Origin of the sequence: Bacillus luti, from assembly GCF_009739945.1 — a bacterium.
In the GTDB taxonomy this organism is placed as follows: Bacteria; Bacillota; Bacilli; order Bacillales; family Bacillaceae_G; genus Bacillus_A; species Bacillus_A luti.
In genome coordinates, this window is record NZ_CP040336.1 from 1,042,385 (window position 1) to 1,063,783 (window position 21,399).

General features: G+C 35.7%; 26 protein-coding genes. 20 read left to right on the top strand and 6 right to left on the bottom strand.

Annotation, left to right across the window (positions count from 1 at the left end; all coding sequences use genetic code 11):
* Positions 1 to 59: 59 nt before the first annotated feature.
* A complete protein-coding gene (locus tag EUC40_RS05350) occupies positions 60 to 1,445 on the top strand; it encodes an alkaline phosphatase (RefSeq protein WP_098663541.1) in 1,386 nt (461 codons plus the stop codon).
* A gap of 6 nt (positions 1,446 to 1,451) precedes the next feature.
* Positions 1,452 to 1,964, top strand: coding sequence for a hypothetical protein (locus tag EUC40_RS05355; RefSeq protein ID WP_156573989.1), 513 nt, complete (start codon positions 1,452 to 1,454; stop codon positions 1,962 to 1,964).
* Positions 1,965 to 1,992: 28 nt separating this feature from the next.
* Here EUC40_RS05355 and EUC40_RS05360 read toward each other — a convergent pair whose 3' ends face one another.
* Positions 1,993 to 2,643: a GTP pyrophosphokinase gene (locus tag EUC40_RS05360; protein WP_000456227.1), complete on the bottom strand. Its 651-nt coding sequence runs from the start codon at positions 2,641 to 2,643 to the stop codon at positions 1,993 to 1,995.
* Positions 2,644 to 2,977: 334 nt separating this feature from the next.
* Here EUC40_RS05360 and rpmG point away from each other — a divergent pair, with 334 nt between their 5' ends.
* Both rpmG and EUC40_RS05370 read left to right on the top strand, forming a co-directional pair.
* Positions 2,978 to 3,127 carry a 50S ribosomal protein L33 gene (gene rpmG, locus EUC40_RS05365; protein ID WP_001265617.1) on the top strand — a complete coding sequence of 50 codons (150 nt, stop codon included), beginning with the start codon at positions 2,978 to 2,980 and terminating at the stop codon, positions 3,125 to 3,127.
* Between the two features lie 88 nt (positions 3,128 to 3,215).
* The gene (locus tag EUC40_RS05370; protein WP_156573991.1) at positions 3,216 to 4,712 is read left to right on the top strand and encodes a YcdB/YcdC domain-containing protein; all 1,497 of its coding nucleotides are present in this window, start codon (positions 3,216 to 3,218) and stop codon (positions 4,710 to 4,712) included.
* A 55-nt stretch (positions 4,713 to 4,767) separates the two neighbouring features.
* On the opposite strand, the gene EUC40_RS05375 is transcribed toward EUC40_RS05370, so the two are convergent.
* On the bottom strand, positions 4,768 to 5,472 hold the full coding sequence (locus EUC40_RS05375; RefSeq protein WP_156573993.1) for a hypothetical protein: 705 nt from the start codon (positions 5,470 to 5,472) through the stop codon (positions 4,768 to 4,770).
* A 187-nt stretch (positions 5,473 to 5,659) separates the two neighbouring features.
* On the opposite strand from EUC40_RS05375, the gene sigK reads away from it, so the two are divergent.
* Both sigK and EUC40_RS05385 read left to right on the top strand, forming a co-directional pair.
* Positions 5,660 to 6,373, top strand: coding sequence for an RNA polymerase sporulation sigma factor SigK (gene sigK, locus EUC40_RS05380; RefSeq protein ID WP_000051382.1), 714 nt, complete (start codon positions 5,660 to 5,662; stop codon positions 6,371 to 6,373).
* 288 nt (positions 6,374 to 6,661) lie between these two features.
* A complete protein-coding gene (locus EUC40_RS05385; RefSeq protein WP_001254983.1) occupies positions 6,662 to 7,450 on the top strand; it encodes a phosphatidylserine decarboxylase in 789 nt (262 codons plus the stop codon).
* Positions 7,451 to 7,597: 147 nt separating this feature from the next.
* Here the strand turns inward: EUC40_RS05385 and sda are convergent, their stop codons facing one another.
* Entirely contained in the window at positions 7,598 to 7,753 is a 156-nt protein-coding gene (gene sda, locus EUC40_RS05390; RefSeq protein WP_000850098.1) for a sporulation histidine kinase inhibitor Sda, read from the bottom strand.
* Positions 7,754 to 7,999: 246 nt separating this feature from the next.
* Here sda and EUC40_RS05395 point away from each other — a divergent pair, with 246 nt between their 5' ends.
* From EUC40_RS05395 to EUC40_RS05430, 8 genes are all read left to right on the top strand, one after another.
* Positions 8,000 to 8,512: a YqeG family HAD IIIA-type phosphatase gene (locus EUC40_RS05395; protein ID WP_000765302.1), complete on the top strand. Its 513-nt coding sequence runs from the start codon at positions 8,000 to 8,002 to the stop codon at positions 8,510 to 8,512.
* A 3-nt stretch (positions 8,513 to 8,515) separates the two neighbouring features.
* Positions 8,516 to 9,622 (top strand): ribosome biogenesis GTPase YqeH, encoded by a 1,107-nt coding sequence (yqeH, locus tag EUC40_RS05400; protein WP_071712957.1) that lies wholly within the window; start codon positions 8,516 to 8,518, stop codon positions 9,620 to 9,622.
* A gap of 15 nt (positions 9,623 to 9,637) precedes the next feature.
* Entirely contained in the window at positions 9,638 to 10,471 is an 834-nt protein-coding gene (aroE, locus tag EUC40_RS05405) for a shikimate dehydrogenase (RefSeq protein WP_156573995.1), read from the top strand.
* A gap of 5 nt (positions 10,472 to 10,476) precedes the next feature.
* The gene (yhbY, locus tag EUC40_RS05410; protein ID WP_000955228.1) at positions 10,477 to 10,770 is read left to right on the top strand and encodes a ribosome assembly RNA-binding protein YhbY; all 294 of its coding nucleotides are present in this window, start codon (positions 10,477 to 10,479) and stop codon (positions 10,768 to 10,770) included.
* A 139-nt stretch (positions 10,771 to 10,909) separates the two neighbouring features.
* Positions 10,910 to 11,479 (top strand): nicotinate-nucleotide adenylyltransferase, encoded by a 570-nt coding sequence (gene nadD, locus EUC40_RS05415; RefSeq protein WP_071712959.1) that lies wholly within the window; start codon positions 10,910 to 10,912, stop codon positions 11,477 to 11,479.
* Positions 11,469 to 12,038, top strand: coding sequence for a bis(5'-nucleosyl)-tetraphosphatase (symmetrical) YqeK (gene yqeK, locus EUC40_RS05420; RefSeq protein WP_071712960.1), 570 nt, complete (start codon positions 11,469 to 11,471; stop codon positions 12,036 to 12,038). Before nadD ends, yqeK begins: the two co-directional genes overlap by 11 nt.
* Positions 12,035 to 12,391: a ribosome silencing factor gene (gene rsfS / locus EUC40_RS05425; protein WP_071712961.1), complete on the top strand. Its 357-nt coding sequence runs from the start codon at positions 12,035 to 12,037 to the stop codon at positions 12,389 to 12,391. The genes yqeK and rsfS overlap by 4 nt, the downstream gene beginning before the upstream one ends.
* The gene (locus EUC40_RS05430) at positions 12,388 to 13,137 is read left to right on the top strand and encodes a class I SAM-dependent methyltransferase (protein ID WP_071712962.1); all 750 of its coding nucleotides are present in this window, start codon (positions 12,388 to 12,390) and stop codon (positions 13,135 to 13,137) included. The genes rsfS and EUC40_RS05430 overlap by 4 nt, the downstream gene beginning before the upstream one ends.
* Before the next feature lie 172 nt (positions 13,138 to 13,309).
* Here EUC40_RS05430 and comER read toward each other — a convergent pair whose 3' ends face one another.
* A complete protein-coding gene (gene comER / locus EUC40_RS05435; protein WP_071712963.1) occupies positions 13,310 to 14,137 on the bottom strand; it encodes a late competence protein ComER in 828 nt (275 codons plus the stop codon).
* 77 nt (positions 14,138 to 14,214) lie between these two features.
* Here comER and EUC40_RS05440 point away from each other — a divergent pair, with 77 nt between their 5' ends.
* The 3 genes from EUC40_RS05440 to EUC40_RS05450 all read left to right on the top strand — a co-directional run bounded on the left by EUC40_RS05440 (position 14,215) and on the right by EUC40_RS05450 (position 17,771).
* Entirely contained in the window at positions 14,215 to 14,814 is a 600-nt protein-coding gene (locus EUC40_RS05440; protein ID WP_156573997.1) for a helix-hairpin-helix domain-containing protein, read from the top strand.
* A 63-nt stretch (positions 14,815 to 14,877) separates the two neighbouring features.
* Positions 14,878 to 15,435, top strand: coding sequence for a ComE operon protein 2 (locus tag EUC40_RS05445; RefSeq protein ID WP_156573999.1), 558 nt, complete (start codon positions 14,878 to 14,880; stop codon positions 15,433 to 15,435).
* Between the two features lie 14 nt (positions 15,436 to 15,449).
* Positions 15,450 to 17,771: a DNA internalization-related competence protein ComEC/Rec2 gene (locus tag EUC40_RS05450; protein ID WP_156574001.1), complete on the top strand. Its 2,322-nt coding sequence runs from the start codon at positions 15,450 to 15,452 to the stop codon at positions 17,769 to 17,771.
* 31 nt (positions 17,772 to 17,802) lie between these two features.
* Here EUC40_RS05450 and EUC40_RS05455 read toward each other — a convergent pair whose 3' ends face one another.
* A complete protein-coding gene (locus EUC40_RS05455) occupies positions 17,803 to 17,937 on the bottom strand; it encodes a YqzM family protein (RefSeq protein WP_000997609.1) in 135 nt (44 codons plus the stop codon).
* Between the two features lie 347 nt (positions 17,938 to 18,284).
* On the opposite strand from EUC40_RS05455, the gene holA reads away from it, so the two are divergent.
* Positions 18,285 to 19,295 (top strand): DNA polymerase III subunit delta, encoded by a 1,011-nt coding sequence (gene holA / locus EUC40_RS05460; protein ID WP_156574003.1) that lies wholly within the window; start codon positions 18,285 to 18,287, stop codon positions 19,293 to 19,295.
* Between the two features lie 81 nt (positions 19,296 to 19,376).
* On the opposite strand, the gene rpsT is transcribed toward holA, so the two are convergent.
* Positions 19,377 to 19,634: a 30S ribosomal protein S20 gene (gene rpsT, locus EUC40_RS05465; protein ID WP_001274011.1), complete on the bottom strand. Its 258-nt coding sequence runs from the start codon at positions 19,632 to 19,634 to the stop codon at positions 19,377 to 19,379.
* Positions 19,635 to 19,815: 181 nt separating this feature from the next.
* On the opposite strand from rpsT, the gene gpr reads away from it, so the two are divergent.
* Positions 19,816 to 20,919: a GPR endopeptidase gene (gene gpr, locus EUC40_RS05470; RefSeq protein WP_000662613.1), complete on the top strand. Its 1,104-nt coding sequence runs from the start codon at positions 19,816 to 19,818 to the stop codon at positions 20,917 to 20,919.
* Positions 20,916 to 21,281 carry a YqxA family protein gene (locus EUC40_RS05475; protein ID WP_079999681.1) on the top strand — a complete coding sequence of 122 codons (366 nt, stop codon included), beginning with the start codon at positions 20,916 to 20,918 and terminating at the stop codon, positions 21,279 to 21,281. The genes gpr and EUC40_RS05475 overlap by 4 nt, the downstream gene beginning before the upstream one ends.
* Positions 21,282 to 21,399 lie beyond the last annotated feature (118 nt).

Here is a 21,399-nt window from a genome sequence, read left to right on the forward strand (position 1 = left end):
ATAGTCTTCTATTAAATTTGATAGTGGGAAATGAATAACCTAATTAGGGGGACAATACAGTGAAAAAGTTTGTAAAAAAAGCATGGCCATTTGCAGTTGTGGCATCATTAGCAGTTACTTCGGTAGCAGCATGGAATTTTACTCGTTCTAGCGAGGTTAATGCAGATGAGAATGGAAGCAATGCAAAGATTAAAAATGTTATCGTATTAATTGGAGATGGTATGGGTCCTTCATATATGACGGCTCATCGTTATATGAAAGATAATCCGAAAACATTCGAGATGGAATCTACAGAATTTGATAAGCATCTTGTAGGAACACAAAAAACATATCCAGAAGATGAACATGAAAATATTACGGACTCTGCATCAGCAGCAACAGCTATGTCTGCAGGGATTAAAACATATAATGCGGCAATTGCGGTTGATAACGATAAAGCGGAAGTGAAAACTGTTCTGGAGCAAGCGAAAGAAAAAGGAAAGTCAACAGGACTCGTTGCAACTTCTGAAATTACACATGCAACACCAGCTGCTTTCGGTGCGCATGATATTAGCCGTAAAAATATGGATGCAATTGCAAATGATTATTTTGATGAGAAAATTAAAGGGAAGCATAAAGTAGATGTTATGCTTGGCGGCGGCGTAAATAACTTTGTTAGAAAAGATCGTAACCTTACAGAAGAATTTAAGAAATCTGGTTATAGCTATGTAACAGATCGAAATCAATTGTTAAATGATAAAAATGATCAAATTCTTGGTTTATTTGCACCAGGTGGATTAGATAAAATGATCGATCGTAATGAGAAAACACCTTCATTAGAAGAAATGACAAATGCAGCAATTGAGCGTTTGAACAAAAATAAAAATGGTTTCTTCTTAATGGTTGAAGGAAGTCAAATTGACTGGGCTGGGCATGATAATGATATCGTTGGTGCAATGAGTGAAATGGAAGACTTCGAAAAAGCTTTTAAAGCAGCGATTGAGTTTGCGAAAAAAGATAAAAATACGTTAGTTGTTGCAACGGCAGACCACGCTACAGGTGGATTATCTCTAGGTGCGAATGGCGAGTATAACTTTAAAGTAGATCCAATTAAAGCTGCAAAACGCACACCAGACTTTATGGCGAATGAAATTGCAAAAGGTGCAAATGTAGAAGAAACATTGAAAAAATATATTGATTTACAATTAACACCAGAAGAAATTAAAGCTGTAAATGATATAGCTCCATCAAAAGATGTAACAAAGATTGATAATGCGATTGAAGATATTTTCAATAAGCGCTCGGTTACAGGATGGACAACTGGTGGACATACAGGTGAAGATGTAAACGTGTATGCATTTGGACCAGGTAAATACTTATTCTCTGGTGTTCAAGAGAATACAAATATCGCGAAACGTGTCTTTGATATTGTTGGCGGTGGCGATCCGAATAAAGGAAGACGCTAATTATAAATGAAAGTGAGGCGAAATGCCTCACTTTTCTTTTTAGGAGTTGGAAAGATGAAGATTTTCTTAGGGAAATTCAGATTGTTATTAGTAGTATTATTGTTAGTTGGATGTCAATCTCAAGAGGAAAATGTAGAACAAAAAACTACTACTAAGGAAACTGAAGAAAAGGTACAGATAACGAAAGAAGAAGAGAAGTCTATTCAAGATGTTATTGAGACATTTGTACGGACAACGAATGAAAAAAATCTTGCTGAACATATGGAGTTATTTTCAAAGAAGATGCCTAGTGCCGAAGACTTAAAAACACAAAAAGAAGCAGCTTTTCAAAAGGGAAATAAGAAAATTGAATTGGAACATCTAGATATGAAAGCTAGTAAAGCAGGCTATGTGATTGTTGAAACGAAAGAAAAGGAAACAGATGGGGAAGTCACCCTTCAGAAGAAAGTGCAGTATGCGCTTGGAAAAGAAGATGAGAAATGGAAAATTGAAGAGGTTCGCACGATAGAAAAGAAATAAAAAAGGTTCTCATAAGAGAGAACCTTTTTTAAAGTGGTAGTAAAATTTGATTTGAGCATGCTTCAATGTCATCAATATCTTGGCGAATTGTCGCCATTTTATTGTCAAGATCTTCAGCTTTCATTGCCGCATCGTGTAGCTCATCTTTTAAATACTCAGGTATATTGCCTTCGTATTTATAATAAAGTTTATGTTCTAAACTTGCCCAAAAATCCATAGCAAGTGTACGTAACTGAATTTCTGCAAATACATCTTTTGTACCAGAATTTAATGATAAAGGATATTTAATAATCATGTGCAAACTTTTATATCCGTTCCCTTTTGGATTAGCAATATAATCTTTTACATCTATGACTTCCATATCCTCACGCTTTTGAATTACTTCTTTTAAATGATAGATATCTTCTACGAAGCAGCATGTAATACGAATGCCAATGATATCTTGTAACTGTGTTTGAGCATTTTCCACTGTTGGTGATAAGTTTTTACGCTCTAGCTTTTTAATAATACTTTCAGGTTGTTTTAGTCTAGTTTTTATATGTTCAAACGGGTTGTAATCCTCTAGAAATTGAGCTTCCCGGTTCATAATTTCAAATTTAGTTTTTAACTCTTCTAAAGCAAATGTATACGGTAATACAAAAGCTTTCCAATAGTTAACTGTTGATTGATTATATTCCATTTATATACACACCTTTTCCTATTTACAAGTGAGGTTACTATACTAAATACCAAATCATATAAGCGCAAGCAGCAAATGATGAAACCATAAAACGATATTTAGTTTTCATACTTTCAACTCCTTTCGAATGAGATTCTATATGAATAAACGTGATTGTTAATAAGTTCACTATGTACAAGTTCTATAGTAATAGATTCGTGTGAATTTCGTATGAACTAATTGTTTCAGCTTTTTGTCTTTTTCTTGTAATTGACAAATTAAGTGAAGTTGTATATTATTTAAATCGTAATCATTACGTTTTAGTTGCGATTTTTGAACGAAAGGAGAATGACATATGCGTGTAAATATTACATTAGCTTGTACGGAGTGTGGTGATCGTAATTATATTTCTAAAAAGAATAAACGAAACAACCCAGAGCGCATCGAACTAAAAAAATATTGTCCACGATTAAAACGGGTAACGTTACATCGTGAAACGAAGTAGAAGACTAGAGATATCTCTAGTCTTTTTTTGTTAATATTTTTTTGGTTTTGTTTGTTATAATTACCTTAAATTGTAACAAAGGAGGGGTATGATGAATCAAAAAGATAAAGAAAGAAAAGAGAAAGTGGCACATATTATTGAAATTTCGGATGATTATAGACTCGTTGTAGATGATCAAGAAGGTGTGGATGACCCATATCATCTATTATGGTGGGAGCATAAAGAGGATGAGGAGAAAACGGTACAGATTACGCTGAATAGACATACCGGTAATTTAATTGAATTTAGTATAGGTGATGAAAATTATTTTTCAAGTAGTAAGGCAGCGATAGAGGAGAATAAGGCAAGAGAAATTGCAAATGTATTTATAAAGAAATATGTGAAAGAAGGATTAGAAAGTTATACATATGTGAAGGTCAAGGACGATAGGCGCGGTTGGAAAGAAGTAAATTATATGCAGGAAGTGAATAGCTATCCATTGCCGAATACAGGATGTGTTGTACGAGTCCATCCTTCAGGTAATGTTGTGAATTTCCATTATAATGGACAAAAAGCGATAGAGAAAAAACCGTTATGGCCAAGTGAAATTGTTGAGGAGAATATCGTTTTAGAAAATTTGAAAGCTAGACAAGATATGAGACTTGTATTTGTAGATTTAACATACTCTTCATGTAAATATGAAAAAGGGGAAGAAGTAAAAGGATACCGTCTCGTATATGAACCAGAGCCTGGTCATGCGTTTATTAATGCAAGTACAGGTAAAGATTTATATGGGCCAGACCATTATAAATTACCTTCTACAGTACTTGTTGATAAACCCCTAAAGAGTAGTCCAAAAAAAGATGTGCTTGATTTATTTGATTGGGACAAGGAGAAATTTGTAAAATTAGATGAAAAAGTAGATGAGGATGAAGTCTGGATAAAATTCGTATTAAAAGAAGAATTACAAAAAGAAGTAGAAGAGAAGGATTCCTATTCAATGGATGAGTTTTATAAAAAACATGTTCCAATGCTGAAGCATGATGAATTTGTTGTAATTACTCTAGATAAAGAAACAAATCAATTGCTTTCTTTTTTTATGTGGCAGGATGAGAAAAAAAGAAGAACAATCTTATCAAGAGAGCAATGTTTAAGCAAAGCACTTCAATTTTTAGAGCATACTATCCCAGATGTGACAAAGTATATTCAGCTTTGGGATGATTATGAAGAGGAAGAGGGGATAGAGAGGTTTTCCTTTTCAATGTATGTAAATGACATTCATGTAGAGCGGAAATATATTATGATCAACATCAATGCAGAAAATGGTGCAGTGATGCACTACTCTGGAGAGTCTAGCAAATTTATAAAAGAATTACTTACATATGAAACAACACCAAAAGTAACAAAAGAAAAAGCGTTAGAAATATATATAGAGGCCATGCGAGTTAATTTAGAATGGTTTTTAGAAAATGAGGAAGAGGAAACGAACTACGAACTACTGTATAAACAAACAACGGATGAAAATTATAAAGAATCCTTCGACTGTAGTCGAGAAATTCGTTACATAGATGCGTATACTGGGGAGAAAATTTGGAGTGAATATTAGTAAAAGCCAATCGATACATTTCGATTGGCTTTTACTATGTTCGTAGAATAATTTGTTAATTACCGTTAAGTGGTTGAAGAACACCATCTTGAGCTTTCGACCAGTTATATAGATTTCCATCAGATCCTACTGCAAAATTTAGAGCACGCGAGTTCTCAGGAGATTCGCGTACGTATAAGACGTCGTATAGTTTAATACCATTTATTGTGCCAATTAGTTTGTCTTCCCCAGATCCATAACGAATTTCCTCTGAGCGAGTTCCCATTCTTTTCTCGAGAACTCTCACAGCATCTTCACTTGTGAATTTAATAGTATCGGCTTGTTTATTTGGTTGTTTAGCTGGCTGTTGATCTTTCTGGGTGTTTTTAGATGTTGCTTCAGGTTTTGTATTATTTTCAGTTTTTGTGTTGTTTTTAGTTGTTGTGCTGTTCTCAGCTTTTGCGTTGTTCTCAGTTTTTGCGTTGTTCTCAGTTTTTGCGTTGTTCTCAGTTTTTGCGTTGTTCTCAGTTTTTGCGTTGTTCTCAGTTGTTGTGTTGTTTTTAGTTGTTGTGTTGTTCTCAGTTTTTACGTTGTTCTCAGTGTTTGCATTGTCTTCAGTTTTTTGGCTATCTTCCGTTTTTGTAATGTCTTTTGATGCGGCAGTATCCTGTTTAGTAGCCTCAGTTTTTGTAGGAGACGTTTGCTGTCCACAAGCTGAAAGTAAGAAAAATGATAATGTGAGTACTGCAAGGTTTCTGATTTGTGACGTAGCGTATCGCATGAAAACACCTCTTTCAAAATTTTGGAACTTAACATATTGTAATACATTGGAAAAAATATGCAAGGTATGAAAGACTTATTTCGTTCGACAAAAAGCTCAGGATTCCATATTTATATCGTACAGACACAAACAACCTCACGCCCACATACACTTAGTAAAGACCACTATTTTGGCGGAGGTGAAAGGTTTGAGTCTATTCGCCGCAATTGGATATATGGTTCGAGAAGTATTTGTCTTTGTTTCTTATGTGAAGAATAATGCGTTTCCACAGCCGTTATCATCAGATGATGAGAGAAAGTACTTAGAGTTAATGGAGCAAGGTGATGCTCAAGCGAGAAATCTTTTAATTGAACATAATTTACGGCTTGTAGCCCATATCGTTAAAAAATTTGAAAACACGGGTGAAGATGCAGAAGATTTAATTTCAATTGGTACAATTGGGCTTATTAAAGCGATCGAGAGTTATTCAGCAGGAAAAGGAACAAAGCTCGCAACGTATGCAGCACGCTGTATTGAAAATGAAATTTTGATGCATTTACGTGTGCTAAAAAAAACGAAAAAAGACGTTTCACTTCATGATCCGATCGGGCAAGATAAAGAGGGGAATGAAATATCGCTTATTGATATATTAAAATCAGAGTCTGAAGATGTAATCGATATGATTCAGCTTAGTATGGAGTTAGAAAAAATTAAAGAGTATATCGATATTTTAGATGAACGAGAAAAAGAAGTGATCGTGAAGCGTTTTGGGCTTGGACTGGATAAAGAAAAAACGCAGCGGGAGATTGCTAAGGCACTTGGTATTTCCAGAAGCTACGTATCAAGAATTGAAAAGCGCGCCTTAATGAAAATGTTTCATGAATTTGTGCGAGCTGAGAAAGAGAAAAAAGCAAAAGAATAATATATATTGCAAGCAGCCATATTTTAAAATTGGCTGCTTTTCTTTGTAAATAGGGAAAGAAAACGAGTTGTGATAAGAAGAAATACATGTTCACTGTTGAAAATGAAGGATTCTATCTGTAATATTAGAAGGTGCTAAACAATTTAAGGATAAGACTATACTTAGTTTTCTGTCTGTATAATGGGACAGCTCTATATGATATGTGGGAATAAGAACCAATTTTACATATGATATAGAAAGAAAAGAAGGGGAAACTAAAGTTATAGGCTGATTAGGAGGTTTCGCAATTTGCGACGTACATTATATCGACTTATGATCGAACTTACAAATGGTCGCTTTACTTCTTATATATTACGTAAATTTGCACAATCTCGTTTAAGCTCTATCATTATTCCATCATATGCGAAGGTTTTTAAACTTAATCAAGATGAGATGGAAAAGGGTTTGAAGGAATATAGAACATTGCATGAATTATTTACGCGTAGGCTAAAAGAAGGAAAGCGTAGTATTGATACAGATGCACGGAGTATCGTTAGCCCTGTTGATGGTGTTTTTGCTGATCACGGTCCGATTGAGGACACAAAAACATTTGATATTAAAGGAAAGCGTTATTCAATTGTGGATATGCTAGGTAATGAAGAGCGTGCAAAGCGATATGCAGGCGGTACATATATGGTTATTTATTTGAGCCCAAGTCATTATCATCGCATTCATAGCCCGCTTTCTGGTTCTGTGACTGAAAGATTTATACTCGGTAGAAAATCGTATCCGGTAAATGCTGCGGGTATGGAATATGGAAAAGAGCCGCTGTCAAAAAACTATCGTTCTGTTACAGAAGTGAATAGTGATGGCGAGCATATGGCGCTTGTAAAAGTAGGTGCTATGTTTGTGAATAGTATTGAGCTTTTGCATGAAAGAAGTACTGTTCAAAAAGGTGAAGAAATGGCATACTTTACATTTGGTTCAACAGTTGTGTTATTGTTTGAAAAAGATATGATAGAAGTAGTGCAGGGGTTGAAGAGTGGACAAGAACTTCGTCTTGGTGAAAAAATTGCTACTCGATTAGCTCATAAGTAAAGACATTATAACGGTAAGTAAGAGTTATGGACAAAGATGCTTAATGATGAAAGCCCCCTAGATGGGAGTACTTGTTTATTCGAGAGCCATCGCAGGATGGCTCTTTTTACAGGTACGGACTGATTAAAGTTATCACTTTATATGTAATCAAGACGTTTTGACAAGCTTGTCCTCTAATGAGCGTCTGATCATTTCTTGTTTTATAAGTAAAATGAAGTCGGGATTTAATTTTAGTTCTTTTGCTTTATAATAAGACTCAGTGAGTAACTCAGTAGATAACTGTTCCATATGTTTTGTTTTCAAGGTGAGTCACCTCCTAATAATATAAGGATTGATTCGTTGTTGCATTTAATGTACCAAAAAAATATGACAGTCACAAACAAGGGGTTATCCACATACCTAGGTGGATAAAGTGTGTATAGATTGTTAGTAAATTCCAAATTAACTGACAAATTAATGTGGAAAATGTGTACAATTTTATCCACAGGTTATATATCGAAAAATGTTGTCGAAAAATTTTATGAAAACTCCTCAAAGAGGTGAAAGAAATTGAAGTTATTTTTACCAAATGAATATGTGAAAAATGTATATCATGTTCAACCAGAAGATTTGAAAAAACGTGGAATTAAAGGCATTATTACAGATTTAGATAACACTTTAATTGAATGGGATCGCCCAAATGCAACGCCACAACTTGAAGAATGGTTTTTGAAAATGAAAGAGCAAGGCATCCAAGTAACAGTTGTTTCAAATAATAATGAACAACGTGTGAAAGACTTTGCTGATCCATTAGGTATTCCATTTATTCATAGCGCTCGTAAACCATTTGTTCGCGCATTTAAGCGTGCGATACAAGAGATGAGTTTACAGCCAGATGAAGTTGTAGTGATTGGAGATCAATTACTAACAGATGTGCTTGGTGGAAATCGAGTGGGACTTCATACAATTTTAGTTGTACCGGTAGCACAAACGGACGGGTTAGTGACGCGCTTTAATCGGAAAATTGAACGACGAATTATGAGAAATATGAAGAAAAAAGGTTTAATCAACTGGGAGGAATAAAGTTTGACTGAAACAATTAAATGTATTGGTTGCGGTGTAGAAATTCAAACAGAAAATAAAAATGAAGTGGGATATGCTCCTACCTCATCTTTAGAGAAAGAACAAGTAATTTGTCAACGTTGTTTTCGCTTGAAGCATTACAATGAAATTCAAGATGTATCATTAACGGACGATGACTTCCTACGTATTCTAAATGGAATTGGAAAATCGGATGCACTAGTAGTTAAGATTGTAGACATTTTTGATTTTAATGGTAGCTGGTTACCTGGTTTACATCGTTTCGTAGGAAATAATAAAGTATTACTTGTTGGAAATAAAGCGGATTTAATTCCTAAGTCAGTAAAACATGATAAAGTAAAGCATTGGATGCGATATAGTGCAAAGCAGCTAGGATTAAAGCCAGAAGATGTCTTTTTAATTAGTGCAGCGAAGGGACAAGGGATTGCTGAGCTTGCGGATGCTATTGAGTATTATCGCGGTGGTAAAGATGTTTATGTTGTTGGGTGTACAAATGTAGGGAAATCAACATTTATTAATCGTATGATTAAAGAATTTAGTGATGAGACTGAAAATGTAATTACAACATCTCATTTCCCTGGAACAACACTTGATTTAATTGATATTCCATTAGACGAAGAATCTTCTTTATATGATACGCCAGGTATTATTAATCACCATCAAATGGCTCATTATGTTGGAAAAGAAAGCTTAAAGCTTATTACACCAACAAAAGAAATTAAACCAATGGTGTTCCAATTAAATGAGGAACAAACGTTATTCTTTAGTGGATTGGCACGTTTTGATTATGTAAGTGGTGGTCGTCGTGCGTTTACTTGTCACTTCTCAAATCGTTTAACAATTCACCGTACGAAGCTTGAGAAAGCAGACGAATTGTATAAAAATCATGCTGGGGATTTACTAAGCCCGCCAACACCAGAAGAATTAGCGAATATGCCTGAACTAGTGAAATACGAGTTTAATATTCGTGAACCGAAAACGGATGTTGTATTTTCTGGATTAGGATGGGTTACTGTGAACGAACCAGGAGCAAAAATTGTTGCACACGTACCAAAAGGAGTAAGTGTTTCATTGCGTAAATCTTTAATTTAATATGGAGAGGGATTTATGAAACAATTATATGGTGTAATCGGAAATCCAATTGGACATTCATTATCACCCGTTATGCATAACGATGCATTTGAACACTTGAATATGGATGCCCATTATCATGCATTTCTTGTTGAAGAGGAAGTGCTAGGGGAAGCAGTAAGAGGTTTAAAAGCATTAGGTATTTCAGGATTTAATGTAACAACTCCGCACAAAGTTGCTATTATGGAGTATTTGGATGAGATTAATCCATTAGCGATGCAAATCGGTGCAGTAAATACAGTGGTTCATAAAGACGGGAAGTTGATTGGCTACAATACAGATGGAATTGGTTTTGTTCGAGCATTGCAATCCATTAGTAGTGAACCACTTCAAGGGAAACGTATTTTATTACTTGGCGCAGGTGGTGCTAGTCGAGCTATTTATTTTTCTCTTGCTGATATAGGTGTGAAAGAGATTGATGTAGCCAATCGCACAGTAGATAAGGCGGAAGAACTTATCGCTGCATGTAAGGCTCATGTTACTTCTGTTGCTTTATCGTTAGAAAAAGCAACAGAAGAACAAGAGAATTATGATATTATCATTCAGACGACAACAATAGGTATGCATCCATACGTCGAACATACGCCATTACAAATTTGTTCGTTAAAAAAAGGAACGATTGTATCAGATATAATTTATAATCCATTTGAAACGAAAATTTTATGTGAGGCAAAAGAGCAAGGTGCAATCATTCAAAATGGTATTGATATGTTTGTTTATCAAGGGGCACTTGCATTTGAAATGTGGACAGGACGCATACCAAATATTGATCGAATGAAACAATTAGTTATAAAAAAGCTTGGAGGCTAACATATATGTTAACAGGAAAACAAAAAAGATTTTTACGTGCACAAGCACATCATTTAACACCAATTTTTCAAGTAGGAAAAGGCGGCGTAAATGAGAATATGGTGAAACAAATTGGAGAAGCGTTAGAAGTTCGTGAACTATTTAAAGTGAGCGTATTACAAAACTGTGAATTTGATCGTCGTGAAGTTGCAGAAGAGCTTGCACAAGGCGCACGTGCTGAAATCGTTCAAGTAATTGGAAGCACAATTGTGTTATACAAAGAATCAAGAGAAAATAAACAAATTAAGCTTCCTCGATAAAAAAGGTTAGCATGCGCTATTTTTATCGCTGATGCGTAATGATGTAGAGATCGAAACCAATTGAACTTTTATTAACAGTGAGCTCTCTTCGGATAGGAATGAAGAGAGTTACTGTATGTAAAAGGAAGGGGCGTTTCTTTTGAGGAAAATTGGCATCATTGGCGGTACATTTGACCCGCCTCATTATGGGCATTTACTAATTGCGAATGAAGTGTATCACGCTTTGAATCTGGAGGAGGTATGGTTCTTACCAAACCAAATTCCACCGCATAAACAAGGACGAAATATTACAAGTGTAGAAAGTCGCTTACATATGTTAGAACTTGCGACTGAGGAAGAAACACACTTTTCTATTTGTTTAGAAGAGCTGAATAGGAAGGGCCCATCTTATACATATGACACTATGTTACAATTGACGAAGAAGTATCCGGATGTGCAGTTTCACTTTATTATTGGTGGAGATATGGTTGAGTATTTACCGAAGTGGTATAACATTGAAGCGTTACTCGAGCTGGTTACGTTTGTTGGTGTTGCAAGACCTGGTTATACATTGCATACGCCTTATAATATCACTACGGTGGAAATTCCGGAGTTTGCAGTTTCTTCATCTTTACTACGTGAGAGATATAAAGAGAAGAAAACATGTAAATATTTACTTCCTGAAAAAGTACAGGTATATATCGAGAGGAATGGGTTGTATGAATCGTGAGAATGCACTTCATATTGTCAAACAACAAATGCATGAAAAACGTTATATACACACAATTGGTGTAATGGAGACAGCGATTGAGCTCGCTCAATTATACGGTGTGGATGAGAAGAAAGCAGAAGTGGCAGCTATATTCCATGATTATGCGAAATGTAGAGCAATTTCAGAGATGGAAGAGATTATTAAATGTGAAGATTTGCCGAAAGATCTACTTTGTTATAACAAAGAGTTATGGCACGCACCTGTTGGGGCATACTTAGTAGAAAAAGAAGTAGGTATTACGGATCCTGAAATCCTGCAAGCTATTACATATCATACAAGTGGTCATGAGAAAATGACGATGTTAGATAAAGTGATTTATGTAGCTGATTACATTGAGCCTGGGCGAAAGTTTCCAGGGGTGGAAGAAGCTCGTAAACTCGCATATACGGATATAAATCAAGCTTTATTATTTGCGTTAAAGCGAACAATTCAATTTTTAATGGAAAAAGATCAAACGATTTATCCATTAACATTCCAAACATATAATGCAGTTATCAAGGAGGAAATTATTAAATGAAAGATAAAGATTTATTAGTATTAGCAGCGAAAGCAGCTGATGATAAGAGAGCAGAAGATATGGTTGTCCTAAATATGCAAGGTATTTCACCAATTGCAGATTATTTTATTATTTGTCACGGTAACTCAGATAAACAAGTGCAAGCAATTGCGCGTGAAATTAAAGCAAAAGCACACGAGTTCGAAATCGACGTACAACGTATGGAAGGTTTTGACGAAGCGCGCTGGGTATTAGTTGATCTTGGAGATGTAGTTGCTCATGTATTCCATAAGGATGAGCGTAATCACTATAATTTAGAGCGTCTATGGGGCGATGTGCCACGTGAAGATATTACAGACGAGCTAGACCAATGAAATATGAACAATTTGCATTGTTGTACGACGAACTAATGAATGATGTCCCTTATGAAAAATGGGTAGAATTCACAGAGGAAAGTCTGCAGCAAGCGGATATGAAAGAGGCAAAGATTCTTGACGTAGCATGCGGTACTGGTAATGTAACCCTTCCGCTCGTACAAAAGGGTTACGATTTAATCGGTGTCGATCTTTCAGAAGAAATGTTAACGGTCGCTCAGCAAAAGTTAGGAGGAGAGGGATACTTTATTCCTTTTTACCAACAAGACATGCGAGAGCTTGATGTTCCAGGTGAATTTGATTGCGTAACCATCTTTTGTGATTCATTAAATTATGTATTGCAAGAAGAGGGAGTACAAGAAACGTTTAGAAGAGTGTTTCACCATTTACGTCAAGATGGTTTGTTTTTATTTGATGTGCATTCTTTGTATAAAATACATCATGTATTTCAAAATGAAACATACACAGTGAATGGAGAAGAAATCTCTCTTATTTGGAATTGCTTCCCCGGTGAAGAATCAAATAGTGTAGAGCATGATTTAACATTCTTTGTTCAAGATCCAGAAGAAGATGTGTACCATCGTTTTGACGAATGTCACGTGCAACGTGCATATCAGGTTGAAGAGTTGACAAAATGGCTTGAAGAGGCTGGTTTCACAGTGCTTCGCGTGACTGGTGACTTTGAGAGGTTGGAAGTTACAGAACAAACAGAGCGTATTTTCTTCATGGCGAAGAAAAACGGATAAAACAAAAGCAACCGAGAAGGTTGCTTTTGTTTTGTAAAGAAGATGTAATTTTTGATTTAGAATTATACGGAAATGATCTGCATAAAGTGTGGAAATACTTGTGTAAGTGGACGTGTAGTATAAAAAAAGTAGGTATTTATAAAAAGGATTTGGAATGATAGTGACGTATTTATTATGTGTGTTTATTGAATTGCTGATCAACGCATTTTAAATCCTCATCAAATTTCTCGTGTGTCCGTTCGATTAATTTATGAAACATATCCCCAACATGTTCTTCTAAAACACGAATACCTTCTCCTGTAACGCCGCCTTTCACACATACCTTTTCTTGTAAAGTAGGTAGTGTGAAAATCTCTTTTTCGAGTAATTTCCCCATTCCAACGACCATTTCACTTACTAAAGTAGTGGCTTCTTCATGTGTAATATTTGTTTTATCTACAGCAGCGTTAATAAAACATTGTAATAAATAACTAAAGAATGCAGGGCCGCAGCTTGCTATATCAGATGAAACGCGCGTTATATCTTCTTCTATTACAAGGGGAGTGGAAATGTTTTTGAATAGACGAAATAGTTTTTGTTGCCACTCTTCAGAGCATTTACTTCCGAATGTAAATAGTGATGCACCAGACAGGGCGCGGTTTGTAATGCTTGGAATAATACGTGCGACGTGGCATGGCACAAGTGTCTCTAATTGTGATGGAGATATCGGACTTGTGATAGAAACTAAGCACTTTTCATCAGAAAAATGTTCAGCATATTTTTGTAGGATAGGGTAAATATCTATCGGTTTTACACAAATAAAAATAAGATGTGACCGTTCAATTACTTCATCGATAGTTTTGGCTATGTGAACAGAAGGGTGTTTTTCTTTTATATGATATGCTTTGGCGGGCGTTCGATTAATGATTGTAAGGCACGAAGGTTTGACAGCACGGGTTTCTAAAAATGCATCGATTAGTATATTCCCCATGTTTCCTGTCCCTATAATTCCTATGTTCAATGTTTCATCCCTCCTTCGTAACAGCTTTCTCCTAAACAATATGAATGATGTTATAAATTTATGATTAGAGGTGTAAAATGATGTGGGATTTTCCGAAGAAATGGTTAGGATTAGTAGCTATTATTGGTATTGCGCTTTTTCTATTTTTCTGGAAAACGAACCAGCATACAGAAGGGTCAGTCATTGCAACGGATGTTCAAGCGAAAGAGATAGAGAAAAAAGGTAAACCGAAAATATTGGATACAAAAGAGCAGAAAAAAATAATTGTAATTGATATGAAAGGGGCTGTTGCTAAAGAGGGGGTGTATGAAATGAAAGTAGGGGACCGGGTCAAGGATGCCATTGAAAAGGCAGGTGGTTTTTTGCCAGAAGCAGATAGGAATAAGGTGAACTTAGCGCAAATGGTACAAGACCAAATGATCCTTTATGTACCAAATAAAAATGAACAAGTGCAAGAAGTAGCTGCTGTCTCAAAGGGAGATGGGAAAGTTCAAATAAATGCAGCTACTAAAGAACAACTTGAAAAAATTACAGGCATCGGTTCCCGAAAAGCAGAAAGTATTTTGAAATATCGAGAGGAACATGGTCCGTTCCAGAAAATAGAAGATTTATTAGAGATTGATGGGATTGGGGCGAAGTCTCTGGAAAAAATAAAAGATCAAATTATTATTCCGTAAAAGATTGACGAAGTTTTTCTTCTTTCGCTACACTACAAGTAGACAAAAAAGAAGGTGAAAAATATGGAACGAATTTCATGGGATCAATATTTTATGACACAAAGCCATCTGCTATCTTTACGTAGTACATGTACAAGGCTGGCGGTAGGGGCGACAATCGTTCGTGATAAACGAATTATTGCTGGTGGATATAATGGTTCAATTAAAGGTGGCGTACATTGTATAGATGATGGGTGTTACGTAATTGATAATCATTGTGTTCGAACGATTCATGCTGAAATGAATGCTTTGTTACAATGTGCAAAGTTTGGTGTGAAAACAGAGGAAGCGGAAATTTATGTTACGCATTTCCCTTGTTTACAATGCTGTAAGGCGATTATTCAAAGTGGTATTACAGCGGTTTATTATGCGCAGGATTATAAAAACCATCCGTATGCTGTAGAGTTATTTGAAAAAGCGAATATCACAGTGAAGCACGTTCCGCTAGAATATGATATTGCAGCTCTAGAAGAACAAAAGCGTCATATGGAGTTAAAAGAACTATTTGCATCTTTAGAAAAAGAGAACTTATCAATGGAAGAATTACAACAGGTATTCACGCAGGCAAAAATGATGCTATAAGGAGTGAGTATGAGTTGCATGGACAATGGGGCTATGTTGCAATCTCGTTTGTGATGGGGATTGCAATTGCCTTTTCCACGTCGGCTTTGTTGAGTGTTTGTTGTCTAGCTTCCTACGTTTTATTCTGTTTATATCGTACTTCTCGTAAAACCTTCCTTTTATGCGTGATAGCGTGTTTTAGTGGCGCTATGCACACTTCCTGTATCCAAGAAGAAAACAAGGCTCTAGGAGAGTCCTACGAAGTTACAAGAGGAGTGATACGAAACATGCCTCTTATTAATGGTGATCGTCTATCATTTCAATTTGAAGATCAGTATGGAAATATAGTGCAGTTAAGCTACAAAATTAAATCATCCTTGGAAAAGAAACAATTGCAACAATTATATGCAGGGGTATCATGTGTCTTCAAAGGTGAGAGGAAAGAACCACAAACAGCCAGAAATTTTCACGGTTTTAATTACCGTGATTATTTATATGAGCAAAATATTCATTTCATATTTGATGTTACAAATATTTCTGAATGTCATAAAACATCATTGTCACCGATGCAATGGATTCTTCTTTTGAGACAGCAAGCAATTTCCAAAGTTACTGAAATGTTCCCAGAACAATCAGGTGCTTTTATGAATGCATTGTTATTTGGTGATAGACAACAAATGACGTTTGAAGTTGAAGAGCGATATCAACAATTTGGACTTGTACATTTATTGGCGATTTCAGGTTCGCATATTGTATTGTTAATGGTGATCGTGTACTTTATTTTGCTGAGAAGTGGTGTGACGAGAGAGGTAGCAACCGTATGTCTTATTGTATGCATTCCTTTGTATATGATTTTAGCAGGGGCGTCACCTTCTGTTATAAGAGCTTCTATAACAGGGGTTTTATTACTGATCGCATTCATGTGCTCTATTCGTATATCTAGCTTAGATGCTTTAAGTGTAACGGCTATATGTATGCTTATATATGATCCGTATCTTGTTTTTAATATTGGATTTCAGTTTTCTTTTGTAGGCAGTTTGGCTTTACTGTTATCTGCCCCGTTATTACTAGGGAGTAGCAACGGAGTAATCCGAAACTCGATTTACATTTCTATTATTTCACAGCTCGTTAGTACTCCAATTCTGTTATATCATTTCGGTTATTTTTCTCCATATAGTATTTTCCTCAATCTCCTATACGTTCCGTTTTTATCTATAATTGTATTACCGTGTAGCATTATTATTCTGATTTGTATGCCGATTATCCCATTTCTCGCAAAGGGACTTGCGAATGTACTTTCAATGGGTTTAAGTATTTCAAATGATTTTCTAAGTTACTGTGAAATTTTTCCGTTTACTCGGCTTGTTTTTGGACAAACATCTATACTTCTTGTAGCTATATATTTTGTAATTATTGTTAGTATATTGATAGTTTGGGAAAGGGGAATGTCGAAAAGGATTGTGTCCATAGTTGTGGGGGTATTTCTTTTCGTTTGTGCGTGTCATTATGCCTATCCATATTTTCGTGAAAGTGGTAGCGTTACATTTATTGATGTTGGACAAGGTGATGCAATCTTAATTCGTCTTCCATATGATAAAGGTGTTTATCTTATTGACACAGGTGGAACACTTCAACTCAATAAAGAAGAATGGCAAAGGAAAAAACATGAATTTTCTATTGGAAAAGATATTTTAATCCCTTTTTTACAAAAAGAAGGCATCAAAGCAATTGATAAATTAATCGTAACGCATGGAGATGCGGATCATATAGGTGCTGCGCAAGATTTATTATCATATATAACTGTAAAGGAAGTTGTATTTGGTCAGAAAGAACAAGATGCAATATTAGAAAAAGTATTAAAGAAAAAGGCGTTAGAAAAGAACGTGAAAATAAGTGAAGTGGCGGAAGGAGAAAGCTGGAGTGTGAATGGAGCGGAGTTTTTTGTACTAGCTCCAAATGGAAAGAAGTCTAATGAAAATGATGCCTCAATTGTAATATGGGCGAAATTTGGAGGGGTAACGTGGTTGTTTACAGGAGATTTAGAAGAAGGTGGAGAGAATCGTTTAGTATCAAACTATCCTGCATTGCGGGCAGATGTATTAAAGGTTGCTCATCATGGGAGTAATACGTCATCTATATCCTCTTTTTTAAGCCTCATACAGCCTAGTGTAGCGATTATTTCTGTAGGAGAACGCAATAGATATGGGCACCCGCATAAGGAAGTTATAGAGCGTTTTGAGAAGATGGGTATTGAAATATGGCGAACAGATCAGCAAGGTGCTATTTCTTATGTTTTTAAAGGGGGAAATGGAACCTTTAAAAGTAAAATCACATATGATGAAACACATACTAGATGAAAAAGAGAAGACTGCCATGAAGTGGCAGTCTTTAGGAACCAATAAATTTAATAACTGTGGCAATAATGAAAAGTGTTGCGAAAAAACCAAATGAGACGATAAATCCTACCCCTGAATCAATAGCGTCATTGCGTTTGCTTTGAACATTTTGTTCAAAATCATTCATTTAGAATCCCTCCCCAACATTCCACTTTAGTATAAAATATTGTCAGAAAAAAATCTACAATTTCCATGTGAAGAGAAATAGAGTGTTTTTATTACTTTTCATTCGTTAAGTGACGTGAGTTTTTTATTTCCAAGCATGTTAACAGTTGGCACTTATACTCGGATTTTTATTGTGAACAATAAAGGGAAGGTGATTACCGCACACCAATAAGAAACCCGGGGCTTATTGCGTGGCGTTTAATATAAATAAAGGGACGGGTTATACAGCCTGTTCCTTTGTACTTGTAAAACAAAAGCTAGGGCATTAGTATAAATATATATTGCCAAGTTAGGGAGTAGGAAAAAAGTATGAGTGATATACATAAAAAAATTAAAAAGAAGCAGTTTGCTCCGTTGTATTTACTGTATGGAACGGAAGCGTTTTTTATAAATGAAACGATTAAGCTTATTACAACAGAGGCGCTTGAAGAGGAAGATCGTGAGTTTAATGTTGTGACATATGATTTAGAAGAAGCGTATTTAGAAGATGTGGTTGAGGATGCACGTACACTTCCTTTTTTTGGAGAACGTAAAGTATTATTAATAAAATCACCACTATTTTTAACTTCACAAAAAGAAAAGTTAGAGCAAAATATAAAAATTTTAGAAGAATATATTGGGGAGCCTTCTCCATTTTCTATTCTTGTTTTTGTTGCGCCTTACGAAAAACTTGATGAACGAAAAAAAATTACAAAACTATTAAAGAAAACAGCGGATATAGTAGAAGCGAATGCGATGCAGGTGCAGGATGTTCAGAAGTGGATTGTTGCTCGTGCAGATGAAGTGCATGTACACATCGATAATGCAGCTCTTAGTTTGTTGTTAGAGCTGGTAGGAAGTAATGTAACGATGTTGGCGAAGGAAATGGACAAGTTAACGTTATATGTCGGTATGGGCGGAGAGATTACACCGAAACTTGTTACGGAACTTGTGCCGAAATCAGTAGAACAAAATGTGTTTGCTTTAACGGAAAAAGTGGTAAAAAAAGATATCGCGGGTGCGATGGAAATATTGGATGGGTTATTTACGCAACAGGAAGAACCGATTAAACTGCTTGCGTTATTAGTGAGTCAATTCCGCTTGCTACATCAAGTAAAAGAGTTACAACAGCGCGGTTATGGACAGAATCAAATCGCGTCTCATATTGGTGTACATCCGTATCGTGTAAAGTTAGCGATGAATCAAACGAAGTTTTTCTCTTTTGAAGAATTAAAAAAAGTAATTATAGAATTAGCGGAAGCTGATTATAGTATGAAAACGGGGAAAATGGATAAGAAACTTGTGCTTGAGTTTTTCTTAATGCGGTTAAATCATATGTGATGAAACAAAAAGTTCACGTGCTAAGCACGTGAACTTTTTGTATATAAAAAAACGATCCGAATGGATCGTTTTTTAAACGCCTTACGCGTTTACTTGTTTCGCTAAGCGAGATTTTTGACGAGCTGCAGCGTTTTGGTGGATAAGACCTTTACGAGCTGCTTTGTCAAGTTTTTTAGAAGCAGTTTTGAAAGCTTCTTTAGCATTTTCAAGATCGTTATTAGTAACTAAAGCTTCTACAGTTTTAACAGCAGAACGCATGTCAGACTTGATAGAAGCGTTATGTGCACGACGCTCTTCGCTAAGTTTAGCGCGTTTGATAGCAGATTTGATGTTTGCCATACTTTTCACCTCCCTGGTGCAATCGAATGACTCGATTCTTAACATAGAACAAGTGATATTCTATCAAACGGTGAAGAGAATTGCAATAGTATATCAATGAAATTTCACGTAAAGGAAAGAATGACCTTATATAACTTTGGGAAATCTAACGATATTTACTATGAATTACGGAGGAGATACGATGAAAGAACCATTAGATTTAAGTAAATATAGTATTAGAACTGACCTAGCTGTAGAGGCGCATCAAATGTTGCAAGAGCGTCAAGAAGAACAGAATGGGATACAAGGAGTTATTGTAAAAGAGAGGGAAGAAGAAGGTGTTACAGTTACAAAAGTAACGATTGATGAAGTTGCATCTGAATCGATGGGTAAAAAACCTGGGAATTATTTAACTCTTGAGGTGCAAGGTATACGCCAACAAGATACGGAACTGCAACAAAAGGTAGAGCGTATTTTTGCGAAAGAATTTTCTTATTTTTTAGAAGAAGTTGGTGTTACGAAAGAAGCGAGTTGTTTAATCGTCGGTCTTGGGAATTGGAATGTAACGCCAGATGCACTTGGACCTATAGTTGTAGAGAATGTATTGGTAACGAGACATTTGTTTCAATTGCAGCCTGAAAGTGTGGAAGAAGGATTTAGGCCTGTTAGTGCAATCAGGCCGGGAGTAATGGGGATTACAGGAATTGAAACAAGCGATGTTATTTATGGGATCATTGAGAAGACAAAGCCAGACTTTGTCATTGCAATCGATGCATTAGCTGCTCGTTCTATTGAAAGGGTAAATAGTACAATACAAATTTCTGATACAGGAATTCATCCAGGGTCTGGTGTTGGGAATAAACGTAAGGAGCTAAGTAAAGAAACGTTAGGTATTCCTGTTATCGCAATTGGTGTTCCAACTGTAGTTGATGCCGTTTCGATTACAAGTGATACGATTGATTTTATTTTGAAGCATTTTGGAAGAGAGATGAAAGAGGGACATAAGCCGTCACGATCTTTATTACCTGCGGGATTTTCATTTGGAGAAAAGAAAAAACTAACAGAAGAAGATATGCCGGATGAAAAGAGTCGGAATATGTTTTTAGGAGCTGTTGGTACGTTGGAAGATGAAGAGAAGAGGAAATTAATTTATGAGGTGCTATCTCCTCTTGGTCATAATTTAATGGTGACTCCAAAAGAGGTAGATGCCTTTATAGAAGATATGGCAAATGTAATAGCCAGTGGTTTAAATGCGGCGCTGCATCATCAAATTGACCAAGATAATACAGGGGCATATACACATTGATGGGAAGAGATGATAACAGTTTAAGTCGCTTTACACTTTTGTGTATATGTAGTGCATCCTTATGCTTACTTATGATGATAGCGGGGGTGGCGCTTGCTAATCATGGTTTGAAAAGTATGAAAGGTTATCAGCAGCTGTCGTACGAACAAGTAGCTCATATGACAGGAACGGAAGGTGAGGCTGCTGAATCAGAAATTTTGGGAAGTTCGTTTTCAACTGTTGAAAAACAAAAACAATTAGAAAGTTTAAGAAGTTTTAATGTCGTAGAAGGAATGGGTATGGCAATAGCGAGTGTTGCTTATGAAATGACAAAGTTTGGGACAGATATAGTTGTTGGGAAAGTAAAAGAAATTTTTAGTTAAGAGTCAAACGGAGGACGGTTGTTTTACATATTTGTAAGACAGCCGTTTTTTAATTTGAAAAAGGTTTGTCTCTTATGGTTTGTTCGCATAAGATATAGATAGAATGATTTGTATTGTA